Source organism: Streptomyces sp. SP18BB07, from assembly GCF_036322545.1.
GTDB classification, from domain to species: domain Bacteria; phylum Actinomycetota; class Actinomycetes; order Streptomycetales; family Streptomycetaceae; genus Streptomyces; species Streptomyces deccanensis.
The window spans coordinates 392569-407400 of record NZ_JAQYWT010000363.1; the positions used below are offsets into that span (position 1 = coordinate 392569).

Annotated in this window: 7 protein-coding genes; 6 read left to right on the forward strand and 1 reads right to left on the reverse strand. The window is 70.3% G+C overall.

Annotated features, from left to right (window positions below; all coding sequences use genetic code 11):
• Nucleotide 1: 1 nt before the first annotated feature.
• Complete coding sequence (locus PUR53_RS42940; RefSeq protein WP_329912139.1) at nucleotides 2-7021, reverse strand: golvesin C-terminal-like domain-containing protein; 7020 nt, start codon at nucleotides 7019-7021, stop codon at nucleotides 2-4.
• A gap of 411 nt (nucleotides 7022-7432) precedes the next feature.
• Between PUR53_RS42940 and PUR53_RS42945 the strand changes: the two genes are divergently transcribed.
• The 6 genes from PUR53_RS42945 (at nucleotide 7433) to PUR53_RS42970 (ending at nucleotide 14787) form a co-directional block, all read left to right on the forward strand.
• Nucleotides 7433-8287, forward strand: coding sequence for an ABC transporter permease (locus PUR53_RS42945; RefSeq protein WP_329899247.1), 855 nt, complete (start codon nucleotides 7433-7435; stop codon nucleotides 8285-8287).
• Nucleotides 8284-9171 carry a carbohydrate ABC transporter permease gene (locus tag PUR53_RS42950; RefSeq protein ID WP_329899248.1) on the forward strand — a complete coding sequence of 296 codons (888 nt, stop codon included), beginning with the start codon at nucleotides 8284-8286 and terminating at the stop codon, nucleotides 9169-9171. The genes PUR53_RS42945 and PUR53_RS42950 overlap by 4 nt, the downstream gene beginning before the upstream one ends.
• A 36-nt stretch (nucleotides 9172-9207) precedes the next feature.
• Nucleotides 9208-10845 carry a sugar ABC transporter substrate-binding protein gene (locus PUR53_RS42955; RefSeq protein ID WP_329899249.1) on the forward strand — a complete coding sequence of 546 codons (1638 nt, stop codon included), beginning with the start codon at nucleotides 9208-9210 and terminating at the stop codon, nucleotides 10843-10845.
• A gap of 56 nt (nucleotides 10846-10901) precedes the next feature.
• Nucleotides 10902-11996, forward strand: coding sequence for a LacI family DNA-binding transcriptional regulator (locus PUR53_RS42960; protein ID WP_329899332.1), 1095 nt, complete (start codon nucleotides 10902-10904; stop codon nucleotides 11994-11996).
• Nucleotides 11997-12096: 100 nt separating this feature from the next.
• Nucleotides 12097-14019 carry a DUF2264 domain-containing protein gene (locus tag PUR53_RS42965; RefSeq protein ID WP_329912140.1) on the forward strand — a complete coding sequence of 641 codons (1923 nt, stop codon included), beginning with the start codon at nucleotides 12097-12099 and terminating at the stop codon, nucleotides 14017-14019.
• Between the two features lie 114 nt (nucleotides 14020-14133).
• The gene (locus PUR53_RS42970; protein WP_329899251.1) at nucleotides 14134-14787 is read left to right on the forward strand and encodes a hypothetical protein; all 654 of its coding nucleotides are present in this window, start codon (nucleotides 14134-14136) and stop codon (nucleotides 14785-14787) included.
• Nucleotides 14788-14832: the final 45 nt, after the last annotated feature.

A 14832-nucleotide genomic window follows, 5' to 3' on the forward strand; every position in this document is an offset into this window, starting at 1 on the left:
CTCACCTGGCGTTTCCGGTGAACCTCCTCGTCGGCAGCCCCGCCGCCACCACCCACAGCTGCGCACCGGGCGGCAGCGCGTCCTCGATGTTGACGCCACCCCCGTAGGCCCGCCCGTTGCAGAATCCGCAGACACCGCGCGGATGATTGATGTAGAGGACTCCCTGTCCGATCTCGTTCAACCGCATGTACGCGGCGGCCTGCATCTCGACGTGATGGAAGTTCTCGGCGGTCATGCCCGGCACCCGGGCGATGTCGTCGATGAACCCGCCGGAGTTCGGACCACTGGCGAAGGGCACCTCGTCGACCTGGATGTCCAGGATGCCCGAGGTCACCTTGTTCATGGAGGAGACCTCGGCCATGCACTCCTGCCGGCCGACGTTGTGGACGAGGACCGGTGTCGCGCCCGCCAGCACGAAGTAGGTGTGCAGACCGTCGACGGTGAAGTTGTGCACCGTCGCCCGTGCCGACCGCTCCTCGACGGCTGTGACGCGGATCCAGCTGCCGCTGCCCGTGCTCAGCCACTGGCCCGGCCGCAGCTCGCCGGCGTCGACCCACAGACCCAGGTCGGGCCGCCAGAACGGGTGACCGTCGGTGGCCGTGATCGTGGAGGTGCCGTCACCCGCGCGACCGTCGGTGTCGACGGTGATCGTGACCAGCTGCTTGGTGCCGTCACCCTCGATCGTACGGGTGACGGTGCGGCTCTGAGCATCGTCCGTCTCCACGTCGGAGGCGGCGACCCTGTCACCGGTCTCGATGTCCTCGATGGCCTTCGTGGTGCCGTCGGCCATCAGTACCTGGGTGCCCGGGACGAAACTGTTCGCCAGCTGGCAGGCAGCGCCGCTGGCCGGCGGCGGTTCCGGGGCCTTCGGCGGGGCCGGTGCCGGAGCGGGTGCCGGGTTGGCCGGTGCAGGGGCGGGGTCGGCCGGGGCCGGGTCCTTCGGGGTGGTGGGGGCATCCGGGGTGCCGCCGGTCGGCGGGGTGTCCGCCGCCCGTCCCGCGTCCGCCACGTTGTCCGCCGCCCGGGCCGTGTCACTCGCCGTGTCGATCGCGTCCAGGGCCTTGTCCCCGTACCGCGCCGCCTTCGCCGCCGTCGCCCCGTACCCCGCGAACGGGATCGCCGAGGCGCAGGAGAGGGCCGCGTCGACGTATTCGCCCTCGGCCGCGTACCAGCCGCAGTTGGCCAGGTCCGCCGCCTCGCCGACGACCGGGATGAGGCCGACCACGTCCAGGGCGGCGTGACCGATGTCGGACCAGGAGAGGCCGAACAGATGGCCGTCGATCTCGATGAAGGAGATCGGGTTGCCGCCGGCGAACGCGTAGCGGTTGCCGGTGTACGGGTCCATCGTCAGGCCCATGTCCGCCAGGGCCCCGCCGTACATGTCACGGGTGAGGAAGCGGTTCAGGCCCGGGTCGTAGGTGCGGAACCCCATGTCGTACGTGCCCGATGCCGTGTCGTAGCGCTTCGAGTTGAAGCGGTACGAGTTGTACGGCTCCGCGGCCTCGCCCCCCGCCCCCGGCTTGTCCGCGCCCGTGAACTGGGCCGTGTCGTTCTTGCCGTACGCCGTGTAGCCGTACGTGGTCTTGGTGTCGCCGTCCTTGTCGGTCAGCGCCTCCACGTCACCGTGCGGGTGGTAGAGGTACTGCGTGGTCTCCGGGTCCTTGTCCTCCTCGTCCTTGATCTGCGTCAGCTTCTGGCCCCAGGACGCGTACTGGAAGGACGTGACGCCCTCGTCCGTCACCTCCTCCCTCAGGGAGTTCGAGGTGATGCCCAGGTAGGTGAAGAGCGTGGTCTTCGCGTCGTCGCCGCTGCCGACCGACTCCTTCACCGTGCGGTCGAACGCGTCGTACGTCATACGGGTCGTCCGGGCCGCGTCACCGGTGCCCGACGTGATCGACTCCGGACGGTCGAAGCCGTCGTAGCGGTACTTCTGGATCGTCTCGCCGCCGAAGGAGACGGTGTCGAGGCGGCCCAGCGGGTCGTAGTTGTACGTCGAGGACGCGCCGTCCGCCGTGGAGGTCAGGAGGCGGTTGCGGTCGTAGCGGTGGGTGGTGGTCGTGTCGTCGACCGTCTGCCGGACCACGTTTCCGGCCGCGTCGTGCCGGTACTCCTCCGTCTTCTCGTCGTCGCCGGTCTTCACGACCTTGGCGATGCGGTCCTGCGGGTCGTACGTGTACGCGTACGTGTTGTCGATCGTGGAGCCGTGGTCGTCCGCGTCCATCAGCTTCAGGACGTCCTCGACCTTGTGGCCGTTGGCGTTGTACTTCAGGGCGTGTTCGGCGACGAGGGTGTCGTCGGACTGCCGTTCCGTGGTCTTCCTCGTCGCGCCGTCGAGGTAGTAGTCGACGGTCAGGACGTTGCCGTTCGGCTTCGTCTGCTTCGCCAGCTCGCCCCTGGCCGTGTACTCCACCGAGGTGACCTGGCGGTCGTCCGCCGTCGGCGACGCCGCGTTGGTGATGCGCTCGACCCGGTCCAGCTCGTCGTACTCCAGCTTGCTCCAGGTCAGGTCGTGGGTCGTCGTCAGCGTGTTGCCGTTGGCGTCATAGGTCAGGGCCGTCTTGTCGCGGACGCTGTCGCCGTCGTGCTCCACCACCTCGGTGAGCTGGTTGAGCTCGTCGTAGGCCAGGGTGTAGCGGTCGGTCTCTACGCCGGGGCTGTTGTCGACGATCTCGATCTGGTTGCCGTTGGCGTCGTAGCGGTAGGAGAAGTCCTTCTTCTCGTTGTCGGTGTCACCCTCGTAGTCGCGGACCAGCCGCACCGCGTCCGCGACCACCGTGCCGGTCGCCTTGTCGGTGAGGGTGATGGCCTGACCGGTGTCCTCGGCGAAGGCGTACTTGCCCAGGGAGCGCCATTCACCGGGGAGTTCGCTCTGGTCGAGGGTCTTGGTCTCGGTGCCGTCCTTGTGCTTGATCTCGTACGCGGCGTCCTTCGCCGCCCCGTCGACCTTCGGGTGGCGGACGTAGACCGTGTAGTCGCCGGCCTGCGGGATCGTCAGCTGCCAGACGAAGCGGTTCTCGCCCTCACCGGGCGCGTGTGTCTGCGCGTTGTAGCCGTACGAGCCCTCGGCGTCGACCGCGGCCCACGTGCCCTGCTGCGCCGTGTTGTTGATGTCGCTGTTGTCGACCAGGGCGACCTGGAGACCCACCGGGACCCCGTCGTCCGAGCGGGACTTGAGGGCGCCGCTCGGGTAGAAGGAGGAGTCGAGGGTGCGGGAGACCGCGTCGCCCGCGCTGCTCAGGGTGTTCTGGATCTGCTGGCCGAGGTCGTTGTACCGGTAGGAGTTCCTGATGTCGAAGGCGTCGACCGACGTCCTGACCAGGCCGGTGTCGAAGTAGGTGTACTCCGTCTCGTTGCGGACGCTCTGTCCCTCGGACGGCGGGGCGCTGACCTTCTTCACCCGGCTCAGCGCGTCGTACTCGTACGTCGTGCGGTCGGGGGTGTTGTAGCGGTCGTCGTCGGGGTCGAAGGGGCTCAGGGTCTCCTTGACGCGGTTCAGCTCGTCGTAGACGGTCTCGGAGGCGAAGTCCTTCGGGTCCTCGGTCTCCATGCCGCGCGGGGTGACGACCCGGGTCTGGTTGCCGACCTCGTCGTACTCGAAGCGGGTCTTGCGCACCACGCCGTCGTCGTGCGGGACCCGCGCCTCGGCGAGGGCGCCGCGGGCGTCGAGGACCAGCTCGGTGCGGTTGCCGTCCGCGTCGGTGGTGGCGGTGGTCAGACCGTCCCAGTCGTACGCGCTCGTCGTCGACTTGCCGATGGCGTCGGTCGTCTCCAGGAGCCGGTGGTCGAGGTCGTAGCGGAACTTGGTGGTGTAGTCGTCGGGGTCGTCGGTCTCGTTCTTGCGGGCGTCGACGACCTTCACCAGGTCACCGACGTCGTTGTAGACGGCCGAGGCGCGCCTGCCCGCCGCGTTGACCGCCTCGATCGGCTGGTAGACCTCGTCGTACCGCGTCGTCGAGGTGAAGTCCCCGGGCTCCTCGGTCAGGTTGCCCTTCGGTTCCGTGGAGGTGAGCTGGTTGCCGACCTTGTCGTAGGTGAAGGTCGACACCCGTGGGGGCGCGCCCTCCTCGTCGCCGGGCTGGCTGGACTTCAGCAGCTGGTCGGCGGCGTCGAACTGGCTGCTGCTCGACACCCCGTTGGGGGCGGTGAAGACGAGCGTGTTGTCGTTCACGTCGTACTTCGGCGCGGGCGTGACGATGAACTCGCCCGCCTGCTGGTCCTTCGGCCTGCGGTTCTCCAGCGGACGTGCGAACACGTCGTACGTCTGCGTGGTCGTCGCCCCGTCGGCCTCCTCGACCTCGGTGACGTTGCCGCGCACGTCGTACGTCGTCCGCGTGCGGTTGCCGAGGGCGTCGACGATCACCCGCGGATAGCCGGACGGGTCGTAGTCCTCGAACTTCGTGGTGTGCTCGTTCGCGTCGGTCGCGGAGACGAGCCGTCCCCGGGCGTCGTAGGCGTTGGTGGAGGTGTAGTCGTCCGCGGGTTCGCTCGCCACGCCCTTCGGGTCGGTGACCGAGGTCATGTTGCCGCGCGCGTCGTAGCCGAACCGCCAGGTACGGCCCTCCGGGGAGACCCGGCGCACCAGGTCGGCGATGTAGCCGTTCTCACCGGTCGCGTAGGTGAGCGTGGCGGTGGGCCGGTCGTTCTTCACCGACTCCGCGTCCCGGCTCTGAAGCGGATAGCCCGTCTTCGGGTCGTACGTCCAGGTGCGGGCGGCGCCGTTGTTCTCCTCCAGGCGCGTGACGTTGTTGTCGGCGTCCCAACCCAGCTTGGTGGTGCGCTTCTTGGCGTCGGTGAGCTTGACGGGACGGCCGTAGCCGTCCATCCGCTGGGTGCTGGGGTTGCCCTCGGCGTCGGTGACGACCGTCTCGGTCCCCTTGCCGTCATGGCCGTCGGGGTCCTCGTAGCGGTACGCGGTCACACCGCCGAGCCGGTCCGTGACCGCCTTGGTGTACCCGAGGTAGTGCAGCTGGTCCTTGTCGTCGTGCGGGCCGACGTAGTCCACCTTCGAGAAGTTGCCGCGCGGGTCGGTGACCTGGACCAGCTTCACGCCGGGGTGGTCGAACTCCTTGCCGTACTGGAACGTGAAGACCTTGCGCTTCTCCTCGGCCGCGTTCGCGCCGTCCGTCAGCCGTGCCAGCAGCCCCTTCTCCGTGAAGGTGAAGTCGACCCGACGCCCGGAGATGTCGGTGACCGACCGAACCTTGTCGATGATGAACGGGTTGAGGAGGTGCTTGCCTTCCTTGACCTCACCGTCCTTGTCGACGTACGAGTACGCCTCGCCCTTCTCCCAGTAGTCGACGGTGAGCGTGCGCCGGCCCTCGGCGTCGGTGACGTACTTCAGCAGCTTGGACGGGTGCCCGAGCAGCCGCTCCTCGTAGGTGAACTCCATCCGGTTGCCGTTCTTGTCCACCTGGGCGCTCGGATAGCCCTGGCAGTCGAAGAGGAACCGGGTCCGGTCCGGGCGCAGGAACTCCCAGGCCTCGCGCTGGTGGGGGTGGAGCAGACAGTCCTTCTCCAGCTGTTTGACCCGGAAGTGGACGCCGGCGGGGGAGTCCCACTCGCCCTTCTTGTTCTTGCTGAAGACATGGCTGGTGCCGTCGCCGTCGGTCAGCGTGATCTGCTTGGGCAGCAGCGCGGTCGGGTGGAAGTCCAGCGGCGTGCCCAGCCGGACCGGCGAGGAGGCCTGCAGCGACCAGCCGAAACCGGCCGGAGTGCTGGACGCGTCCTGCGAGTTGTAGGCCAGCCGCAGGAAGGTCGAGAAGCCGAGCGACGGATTCGAGAAGGCGTTGTAGGACCACACCGCGTTGCCCGCGTGAAGGTTGCTCATCAGCGCCGAGCCCGCGCCGGTGTTCTTGCCGGCGTAGGAGTGGAAGTCCTCCAGGCCGAGCTGGTCGGAGGTCGGGTACTCGGCGGTCACCTGGTGCTTCGAGGGCGGCACCCCGTCGGTCTCGGACAGCCAGTCGCCGGTGGCCTTCTCCCGCAGGTCCCACTCCAGGCCGAAGGTGAGCCGCTTGTCGAGCGGGTCGACGAGGACGGGGGCCTTGAGCTCGGCGTCGAAGGTGACGGTCTCGCCGGGCGCGACGTCCTTCGGCAGCGGGGTGGCGTCCTTGTTGAGGAGGTGGGTGACGTCCTTGCCGTCCAGGTACCAGCGGTACGACAGGACGCGCTCGCCCTTCTTCCACACCGTGTCCGTGGTGTTGGTGAGGGTCGCCTCGACGGTGGCCTTCTCGCCGGGGATCATCCGCGCCGGCGTGTACGGCAGGAAGTAGGTCTCGCCCTCGGGGGCGGCGAGCAGCTTGTCGCCCTTGACCACCTGGCCGACGGCGGGCAGCTCCACCGCCCGCGCCGGGCCCGCCAGCAGCGTGCCCTGCTGGGTGCGGACGACTACGCGGTAGTGGTAGGTCTTGCCCTTGCCCTCGCTCTTGCCTGCGCCGTCGAGCGCCGGGGGCGCGGTGCGGTCGGCGAAGGTGCGGGTGTCGCGGTCGACGGGGGCGAGGAGGGTCTCGTCGGTCGGGGTGAAGTCCTTCTTCGAGGCGCGGTGGACCTCGTACTCCCGCAGGTCCTTGCCCCGGTACGGGCTCCAGGAGAGGTCGGCGCCGGTGGCGTGCGTGGTCCGGGGCGCGGCGATACGGACGCTGCCGGCCTCGCCCGTGACGCCACGGTGGGTCAGGGAGGACGAGCCCCGGGAGCGGTCCAGGCCGATACGGGGCGGCTTCCGGTCGTCGCCCCGGTCGATCTCCTCGCCGTCCTCGTCGTCGCCGAAGAGGCGATCGAGCAGGTACGGGTCGTCCTCGTCCGCGGCGAGTTCGCCGGCGGGTCTCCAGCCCTCGCGGGGGTCGCTGGTGTCGGGTTCGGCTGCGGCGGCGGGTCTCGCCTCGCCGGTTCCGGCGGGCGTGGCCGGGGCGCTGCCGATGATCAGGGCCGTGGCCACGGTGCCGACCAGGGCGGCGCGGAGGCGGAAACGGCGCAGACGGACGCGGCGGAGGCGGATACGGACGCGGGTGTGGTCTAAGGCTGCCATGAAGGGCTCCTTGTTCCCCGTGAGCACAGGGGTCGCACAGGAATCGCCGGGCGCAACTGTCTACCAAGGCCCCCCAAAGCCGTGTCAATGACATGTCAAATGAAGGGGCGAGTTCCGGACTGCGAACAGTGCGGAGAAGCCCTGTACGGATCGGTGAGGCGGTGTGAAGCCATGGAGGCGGGGCGGCCGGATCCGGTCATCGGGTCAACGGGCCTTTTGTGTCAGGGCTGTTGACCGTCCACTGAAAACGTTTTAACTTCCCATCACTCCGACGTCGAGATGTGAGGGGGACCCGTGGGCGCGTTACTACGGGAACGTGCAGGTGCAGAGGAGGACAGCGCGACCATTCATCGAGCGGACGATGTGCGACCAAGCCGAAAACGCTTCCAATCGCGTGCACTGGTCCTGCTCATGCTCCCCGGCCTCGCCTACTTCCTCCTGTTCCACTACGGCGCGCTGGCCGGCAACCTCATCGCGTTCAAGGAGTACGTGCCGTTCGACGGCATCTGGGCCAGCCCCTGGGTCGGCGCGGGCAACTTCCAGCGCATGTTCGAGGACGGGGCGTTCTGGGCGGCCGTCCTCAACACCCTCTGGATCGCCGTCCTCCAGCTCGTCTTCTACTTCCCGGTGCCGCTCGGCCTCGCCCTGCTGCTGCACAGCCTCACCTTCAGCAGCGTCCGCCGCTTCGTGCAGTCGGTGGCGTACCTGCCGCACTTCATCTCCTGGGTGATCGTCGTCGCCCTGTTCCAACAGGTGCTCGGCGACACCGGACTGCTCAACTCCTCCCTCGACGGCATGGGGTTGAGCACCGTCGACATCATCGGCAACCCGGACGCCTTCCGGCCGCTCACCGTCGCCCAGGTCATCTGGAAAGACGCCGGCTGGGGCACGATCATCTTCCTCGCCGCCCTCGCCCAGGTCGACGAGCAGCAGTACGAGGCCGCCGCGATCGACGGGGCCGGCCCCTGGCGGCGGTTCTGGCACGTCACGCTGCCCGCCATCCGCCCAGTGATCGTGCTGCTGCTCATCATGCGGCTCGGCGACATTCTCTCCGTCGGCTTCGAGCAGATGCTGCTCCAGCGCGACGCGGTCGGCCCGGAGGCCGCCGAGATCATCGACACCTTCGTCTACTACCAGGGCATCGTCGGCGGCGACTACGGGTTCGCCGCCGCCGCGGGCCTGTTCAAGGGCGTCATCGGCGCGCTGCTCGTGTACGCCGCCAACAAGGTCGCCCACCGCCTCGGCGAACAGGGGGTCTACAAGTGAGCGCCCAGACTCGACCGGGCTGGCTGGAGAAGCCGAAGCCGGTGACCCAGGTCGCCAAGGCGGTCGCCCTCGTCGCCGTCGTGCTGCTGGTGTGCGTCCCGTTCCTGGTGATCGTGTCCACCTCGCTGGCCTCCACGGACGAGGTCGTGGCGAACGGCGGCTGGGTCCTCTGGCCGACCGAGCCCAGCCTCGACGCCTACCGCGACATCCTCGACGGCGGCATCGTCACCCACGCCCTCGGCGTCAGCGCGGGAGTGACGATCGTCGGCACCCTCCTCAGCCTCGCCTGCACCGTCACCCTCGCCTACGCGCTCTCCCGGCCCGGCGTCTTCGGAGGCCGGCCGGCGCTGCTGCTCATCCTGTTCACCTTCCTCTTCCCGCCCGGCATGATCCCGAGCTTCCTCCTGGTCAAGGAGCTGGGCCTGCTGGACAGTTACGCCTCCCTGGTCCTGCCGGTCCTGGTGAACGTCTTCAACCTGATCGTGCTGCGCGGCTTCTTCCAGGGCATCCCCGAGGAGCTGTACGAGGCCGCGCGCCTGGACGGGGCGGGCGATTGGCGGGTGCTGTTCTCCGTCGTGCTGCCGCTGTCCAAGGCCGCGCTCGCCGTCGTCGGGCTGTTCTACGCGGTGGCGTACTGGAACTCCTGGTTCTACGCCTCGCTGTACCTGGAGAGCGACCACTGGCCCCTCCAACAGGTGCTGCGCACCTATGTGGTGGCCGGTTCGGGGCTCACCGACGCGACGACCGGCGAGGGCACGGTGACCGCGCCGCAGACCGTGCAGATGGCGGTGCTGGTGATCGCCACCGTACCGATCCTGCTCGTCTACCCCTTCCTCCAGAAGTACTTCACCAAGGGCGTGCTCACCGGCGCCATCAAGAGCTGACCCACGCCGATTCAGGCCGACACGAGGGGTTCACCCATGCCCAGCATGTCCCGACGTACTCTGCTCGGTTCCCTGGCCGCCGCCTCCGTCCCGGGCGTGCTGACCGCCTGCTCCACGAGCTCCGGCGACAGCGACGTCTCCAACGCGGGCAAGAAGCTCGCGCCCTGGCCGACGTACACCCCCGCGCGCGGCCCCAAGCCGGACCTCGCGCCCACCGAGGCCGGCGTCCAGGCGGGCTACACCGCCTACCCCGCCGACCTGGCGAAAAGCGTCTCCCGCACCCCGGGCGACGGCTCCACCGTCAAGGTCCTGTCCGTGTCGTTCGGTACGCCCCCGAAGCCCGCCTCCGCCAACCGGTTCTGGGCGGCGGTCGAGAAGGCCCTCGGGGTGAAGATCGAGTACACGATCGTCCCCCAGGCCGACTACCAGAAGAAGATGGCGACGGTGATGGCCGGCGACCCCGACACCCTCCCCGACATCATCAACGTCTTCTCCGGCTTCGTCCTGCCCCGCGAGGCCGAGTTCGTCCGCCGCCGGGCCGAGGACCTCACGCCGTACCTCTCCGGCGACGCGATCGCCGACTACCCGAACCTCGCCAACATCCCCACCCACGCCTGGCGGGACATGGGCCGCATCGGCGGCCTCCTCTACGGCATCCCGCTGGAACGCCCCCTGCCCGGCTCCACGCTCTGGCTCAACCAGGGCATGTTCACCGACGCGGGCATGCGGGAGGGCTGGAGCGCCGACGACTTCGCGGCCGTCGCGAAGCGGGCCACCGCCGGACGCACCTACGCCCTCGGAGCCGCGGCCGGCTCCCTCTTCGGCAACGCCGTCCACGCGGCGGCCCACAACGCCCCCATGGAGTGGTCCGTCACCAAGGACGGCACCTTCGAACCCGCCTGGGCCGACGAGCGCTTCAAGGCGGCCGTCGCCTTCCAGGCCCGGCTGCGCCAGGACGGCTCGTACCATCCCGACGCCACCTCCGTCTCCCAGATCGACCTGACCACCCTCTACTACAACGGCACGGTCGGCTCGATGCAGGACGGCTTCGGCGCGTACCTGCCCAAGTACCGTGAGAGCAAGGGCAAGTTGACCCCCGCGGCCGCCCTCCCGTACAGCGTCGGCGGCGAGCCCGGCGGGATCGTCGCCGCCCGCCGCTCCTTCGGCTACACCGTGCTGAAGAAGGCGAAGAAGGAACGGATCGAACTGCTGCTGCGCATCCTCGACTACCTCGCCGCGCCCTTCGGCAGCGAGGAGTGGGAACTCGTCCACTACGGCGTCGAGGGCACCCACTTCACCCGAGGGGCGGACGGCTCCCCGCAGGTCACCAAGCTCGGCGAGGTCGAGAACAACACCAACCTGCCGCTGAAGTACCTCGCCGAGGGCCCGCAGGTGCTGTTCGTGCCGGGCATGCCGGACGCCGTACGGGCCCTGCACACCTGGCAGCGGGAGGTCGTGCCGCGCGCCGTCCGCAACGCCTCCTTCGGGCTCCAGTCGGCCACGAAGAACTCCCAGGGCGCCACGCTCAAGGCCCTCGTCGAGGACACGCTCACCGGCATCGTCGCCGGTCGGCTCCCGCTCTCGGAATGGGACGCGACCGTGAAGAAGTGGCGGCAGCGGGGCGGCGACAGAATGGCCGAGGAGTTCGCGAAGGACTACGCGGCCAACACATGAGCGACGGCCTGCGGCCGACGGCAGCGGAACAGGAGACCCGGGGGATGGGGAACGACATGGCGCCCGAGAACACGGAGTCCAAGGACACGGAGTCCAAGGAGCCGGTGGTCAAGGGGCGGGTCACGATCCGGGAGGTCGCCGTGCGGGCGGGGGTGTCGACGGCCACCGCCTCCCGCGCGCTCAGCGGCAACCATCCGGTGCCCGCCGCCACCCGGGCCCGCGTCCTGCGCGCCGCCCGCGACCTCGACTACGTCGCCAACGCGCACGCCCGCGCCCTGGTCGGCGGCGGCCGCAAGATGGCCGCCGTCGTCGTCCGCCAGGTCACCAGCCCCTTCTACGCCCAGGTCGCCGAGGGCGTGGAGGCGGAGGCCGCCGACCGGGGCTGGCTGTGCGTGGTCGGCGCGACCGGGGGAGACCCGCAGCGGGAGATGGACTTCGTCCGGCTGATGCGCGAGGAGGGGGCGCGGCTGGTGATCCTGGTCGGCGGGGTCGTCGAGGACGACGCGTACCGCTCGCGCGTGGCCCAGTACGCGCAGGCCCTGGACGCCTCCGGGGCCCGGCTCGTGCTCTGCGGGCGGCCGGCCCCCGACCCCGGGATACCGGCGCTGGTCGTCGAGTTCGACAACGAGGCGGGGGCGCGGGCGATCACCGCGCATCTGCTGTCGGCCGGGCACCGCAGGATCGTCTTCCTCGGCGGGCTCCCCGGCAACACGGCGCTCGACGCCCGCGTCGCGGGATACCGGGCCGCGCTGGCGGAACACGGGCTGCCGCCCGAGGCCGCGCGGGTCGTCGACTGCGGCCTCGGACGCCCCGCCGGGCTGCGGGCGATGACCGAACTGCTCAAGGAGACACGGGAGTTCACGGCCGTGTTCGCGGGGGACGACATGGTCGCGGCGGGCGCGCTCCGCGCGATCGCCGAGGCCGGGCTGAGCGTTCCCGACGACATCTCGGTGGTCGGGTACAACGACATCCCGCTGGCCGAGGACTTCGATCCGCCGCTCACGACGGTGCGTACGCCGGCGGAGGAGTTGGGGCGGGCGGCGGTGCGGATCGCTCTGCGGGATCCCGAGCGGGGGGTAGGGGGGCGGCATGTGCTGGGCACGCACATCGTCGTGCGGCGGAGTGTGGGGCCTCCAAGGGGGCCGTCTTGACGGTGCGGGTCGTGGATGGCTGGTCGCGCAGTTCCCCGCGCCCCTATCGGGGCGCGCTGCCCTGGCCCCTCTCAACAAATCACGGAGGACGCACTTCCCCATGACCGCGCCGCACCTGTCGCCTGCCGACAACTCGATGCTTCCGTCCGCCGACCACCTTCTCTCCCCCCTCACCGGCTGGACCCGCGCCCACTGGGAGGCGCTCGCCGACCGGCTGCTCGACGGGCTGGTCCCCTACGCCTCGCCGGGCCTCGCGCAGTACCGGCTGCCGGGGCGGGCCAGTCACTCCGGGCCCGTGTCCGACGGCCTCGAAGGGTTCGCGCGGTCCTTCCTCCTCGCCGCGTTCCGGATCGCGGGCTCGGCGGGCCGGGTGGGCCCCGCGCTGATCGAGCGGTACGCGGCCGGGCTCGCCGCCGGGACCGACCCCGCAGGCGGTGACGAGCGGTGGCCGGCGATCACCGACCGGGCGCAGCCCATGGTGGAGGCCGCGTCGATCGCGATCGCCCTGCACGAGACGCGCCCGTGGCTGTGGGACCGGCTCGACGACGGGGTGCGCGCCCGGGTCGTCGACTGGCTGGGCGGATTCGTCGGCGCGGACGTCAACGACTCCAACTGGCGGCTCTTCCAGGTGATCACCGAGGAGTTCCTCGCCTCGGTCGGCGCCCCGCACAGCCGCGCCGAGATCGACGCGGGGCTCGCCCGGCTGGAGGACTGGTACCGGGGCGGCGGCTGGTACACCGACGGCGACGGGCGGAAGTTCGACTACTACAACGGCTGGGCGCTGCACCTGTATCCGGTGCTGTGGGCGCGGATCGCCGGCCCCCGGGCGGACGCGGCCGCGGTGGCCCGGCACCGGGCGCGACTGCGCGAGTTCCTCGCCGCCCACCAGCACTTCTTCGGCGCCGACGGCGGCCCGGTCCACCAAGGCCGCTCCCTCACCTACCGTTTCGCGACCACCGCCCCGCTGTGGGCGGGCGTCCTCGCCGACGCCACGCCCCTGCCGCCGGGCCGCACCAGACGGCTCGCCTCCGGTGCCCTGCGGCACTTCGCGGAGCGGGGTGTGCCCGACGAGCGGGGCCTGCTCACCCTGGGCTGGTACCGGCCCTTCCTCCCCGTCACCCAGCGCTACTCGGGCCCCGCCTCGCCGTACTGGGCGAGCAAGGCCTTCCTCGGCCTGCTGCTGCCCGAGAGCCACCCCGTGTGGACCGCACCGGAGGAGCCCGCGCCGATCGACACCGACGACACCACGCTCGCCCTGCCCGGCCCCGGCTGGCTGCTGCACACCACCGCCGCCGACGGCCTCGTACGGCTCGTCAACCACGGCAGCGACCGGTTGCCGCCGCCGCCCGCCACCGCCGACGACAGCCCGCACTACGCCCGGCTCGCCTACTCCAGCGCCACGGCGCCCGAGACCCCGTCGGCCCCGGCCACGGTCCCCGACAACCACCTCGCCCTGCTCGCACCCGACGGCACCCCCTCCCCACGGGGCCATATCCACCCCCTGGGCGCCGAGGGCCGCCGGGCCGCGTCCCGGTACGGCGGCGAGGACGGCGACATCGAGACGGTCAGCGTGGTGCACGGCCCCTGGGAGGTCAGGGTCCACCGCGTCCACGCCCCGGCCGACACGCCCGTACGCGAAGGGGGCTGGGCCGTGGCGGACGACGACGGGCCGCCGGAGGGGACGTCCGGGCCGGGCTGGGCAGTGGCCCGCCGGGCGGACGGCCTGACCAGCGCGCTCGTGGGCCTGCACGGCTGGGGCGACGGCACCGGGACGGTCGTGGGGGCCGCCGGGACGAACGCCTACGGGCACCACTCGGCGACGCCCGTCCTCGAAGGGCGGACGGCACCCGGTGGGAGGGAATCGCTCCTGGTCACCCTCGTCCTGCTCAGCGGCGACCCGGACACCCCGCACACCGGAGCGAGCGCGAGCGTCGGCGCCGACGGAGACGTGGACATCCGCTTCCCGGACGGCACCCGTGAGTCGGTCACCAGAGGCGAGACACCGTACGGGCGCCCCCGCTGACCCTCCCTCAGAGGCAGTGGCCGAAGTGACAATGTCGGGGAACCCGTGAACTTCCTAGCTTGGTGGCGCACCGCACGTCCGTCCCAGACGTCCGTCCGACACCAGGGAGACCCAGTGCTCACCCGTTCACCCCTCGTCCGCACACTCTCGAACCTGGCGGTCGCGGGGGCCGCCATGCTCGCGGTCCTCGCCCCGGCCGGCGCCGCGTCCGCCCACGGCGAGACCGCCGTCGTCAAGAAGAGCCCCACGACCGTCGCGGAGCAGAACACCGGGGCCGCGTCCGCCGTGAAGCTCCGCAAGCTCTACGACTGGCGCTTCCACGTGAAGCCCAACAACGCCAAGTACATCGGCCGCCCCTGGCGGGCCAGTGAGCCGATGCAGGAGCTCAAGAGGTGCTTCAACTGCACGTTCCCGGTGAAGAACGCGCCGAAGAAGTACCCCAAGGAGGGGCAGCTGATCAAGCTGAAGGCCTGTGCGGCCGGGCCCTTCGGCTGCCGGAACGCGCCGGTGAGGTTCTACACGAAGGGCATGAAGAACGGCTGGTACTTCGTTGCGCAGAAGGGCCACTTCGACGGCGCCGGCTCCAAGGTCAACTTCCAGTTCTACAACGACAAGAAGACCGGCTACCTGATGCTCCACGTCTGGGCCTACGTCGCCAAGCCCTCCGTCCCGGACAGCGTCAACAAGTCGTTCGCGCGCGGCAAGTGGCAGGACTTCAACCACAAGATGGGCGTCAAGATGCACTGCAAGCACAGCTCGCAGTGCTGATCCGCACCGTGCCCACCCGCACCGGCCCGGGGCCCTGACCCACCC

Coding starts and splice junctions, on each gene's coding strand:
- PUR53_RS42940 (WP_329912139.1), bottom strand. CDS start 7,021: ATGGCAGCCTTAGACCACACCCGCGTCCGTATCCGCCTCCGCCGCGTC.
- PUR53_RS42945 (WP_329899247.1), top strand. CDS start 7,433: ATGCTCCCCGGCCTCGCCTACTTCCTCCTGTTCCACTACGGCGCGCTG.
- PUR53_RS42955 (WP_329899249.1), top strand. CDS start 9,208: ATGCCCAGCATGTCCCGACGTACTCTGCTCGGTTCCCTGGCCGCCGCC.
- PUR53_RS42960 (WP_329899332.1), top strand. CDS start 10,902: ATGGCGCCCGAGAACACGGAGTCCAAGGACACGGAGTCCAAGGAGCCG.
- PUR53_RS42965 (WP_329912140.1), top strand. CDS start 12,097: ATGACCGCGCCGCACCTGTCGCCTGCCGACAACTCGATGCTTCCGTCC.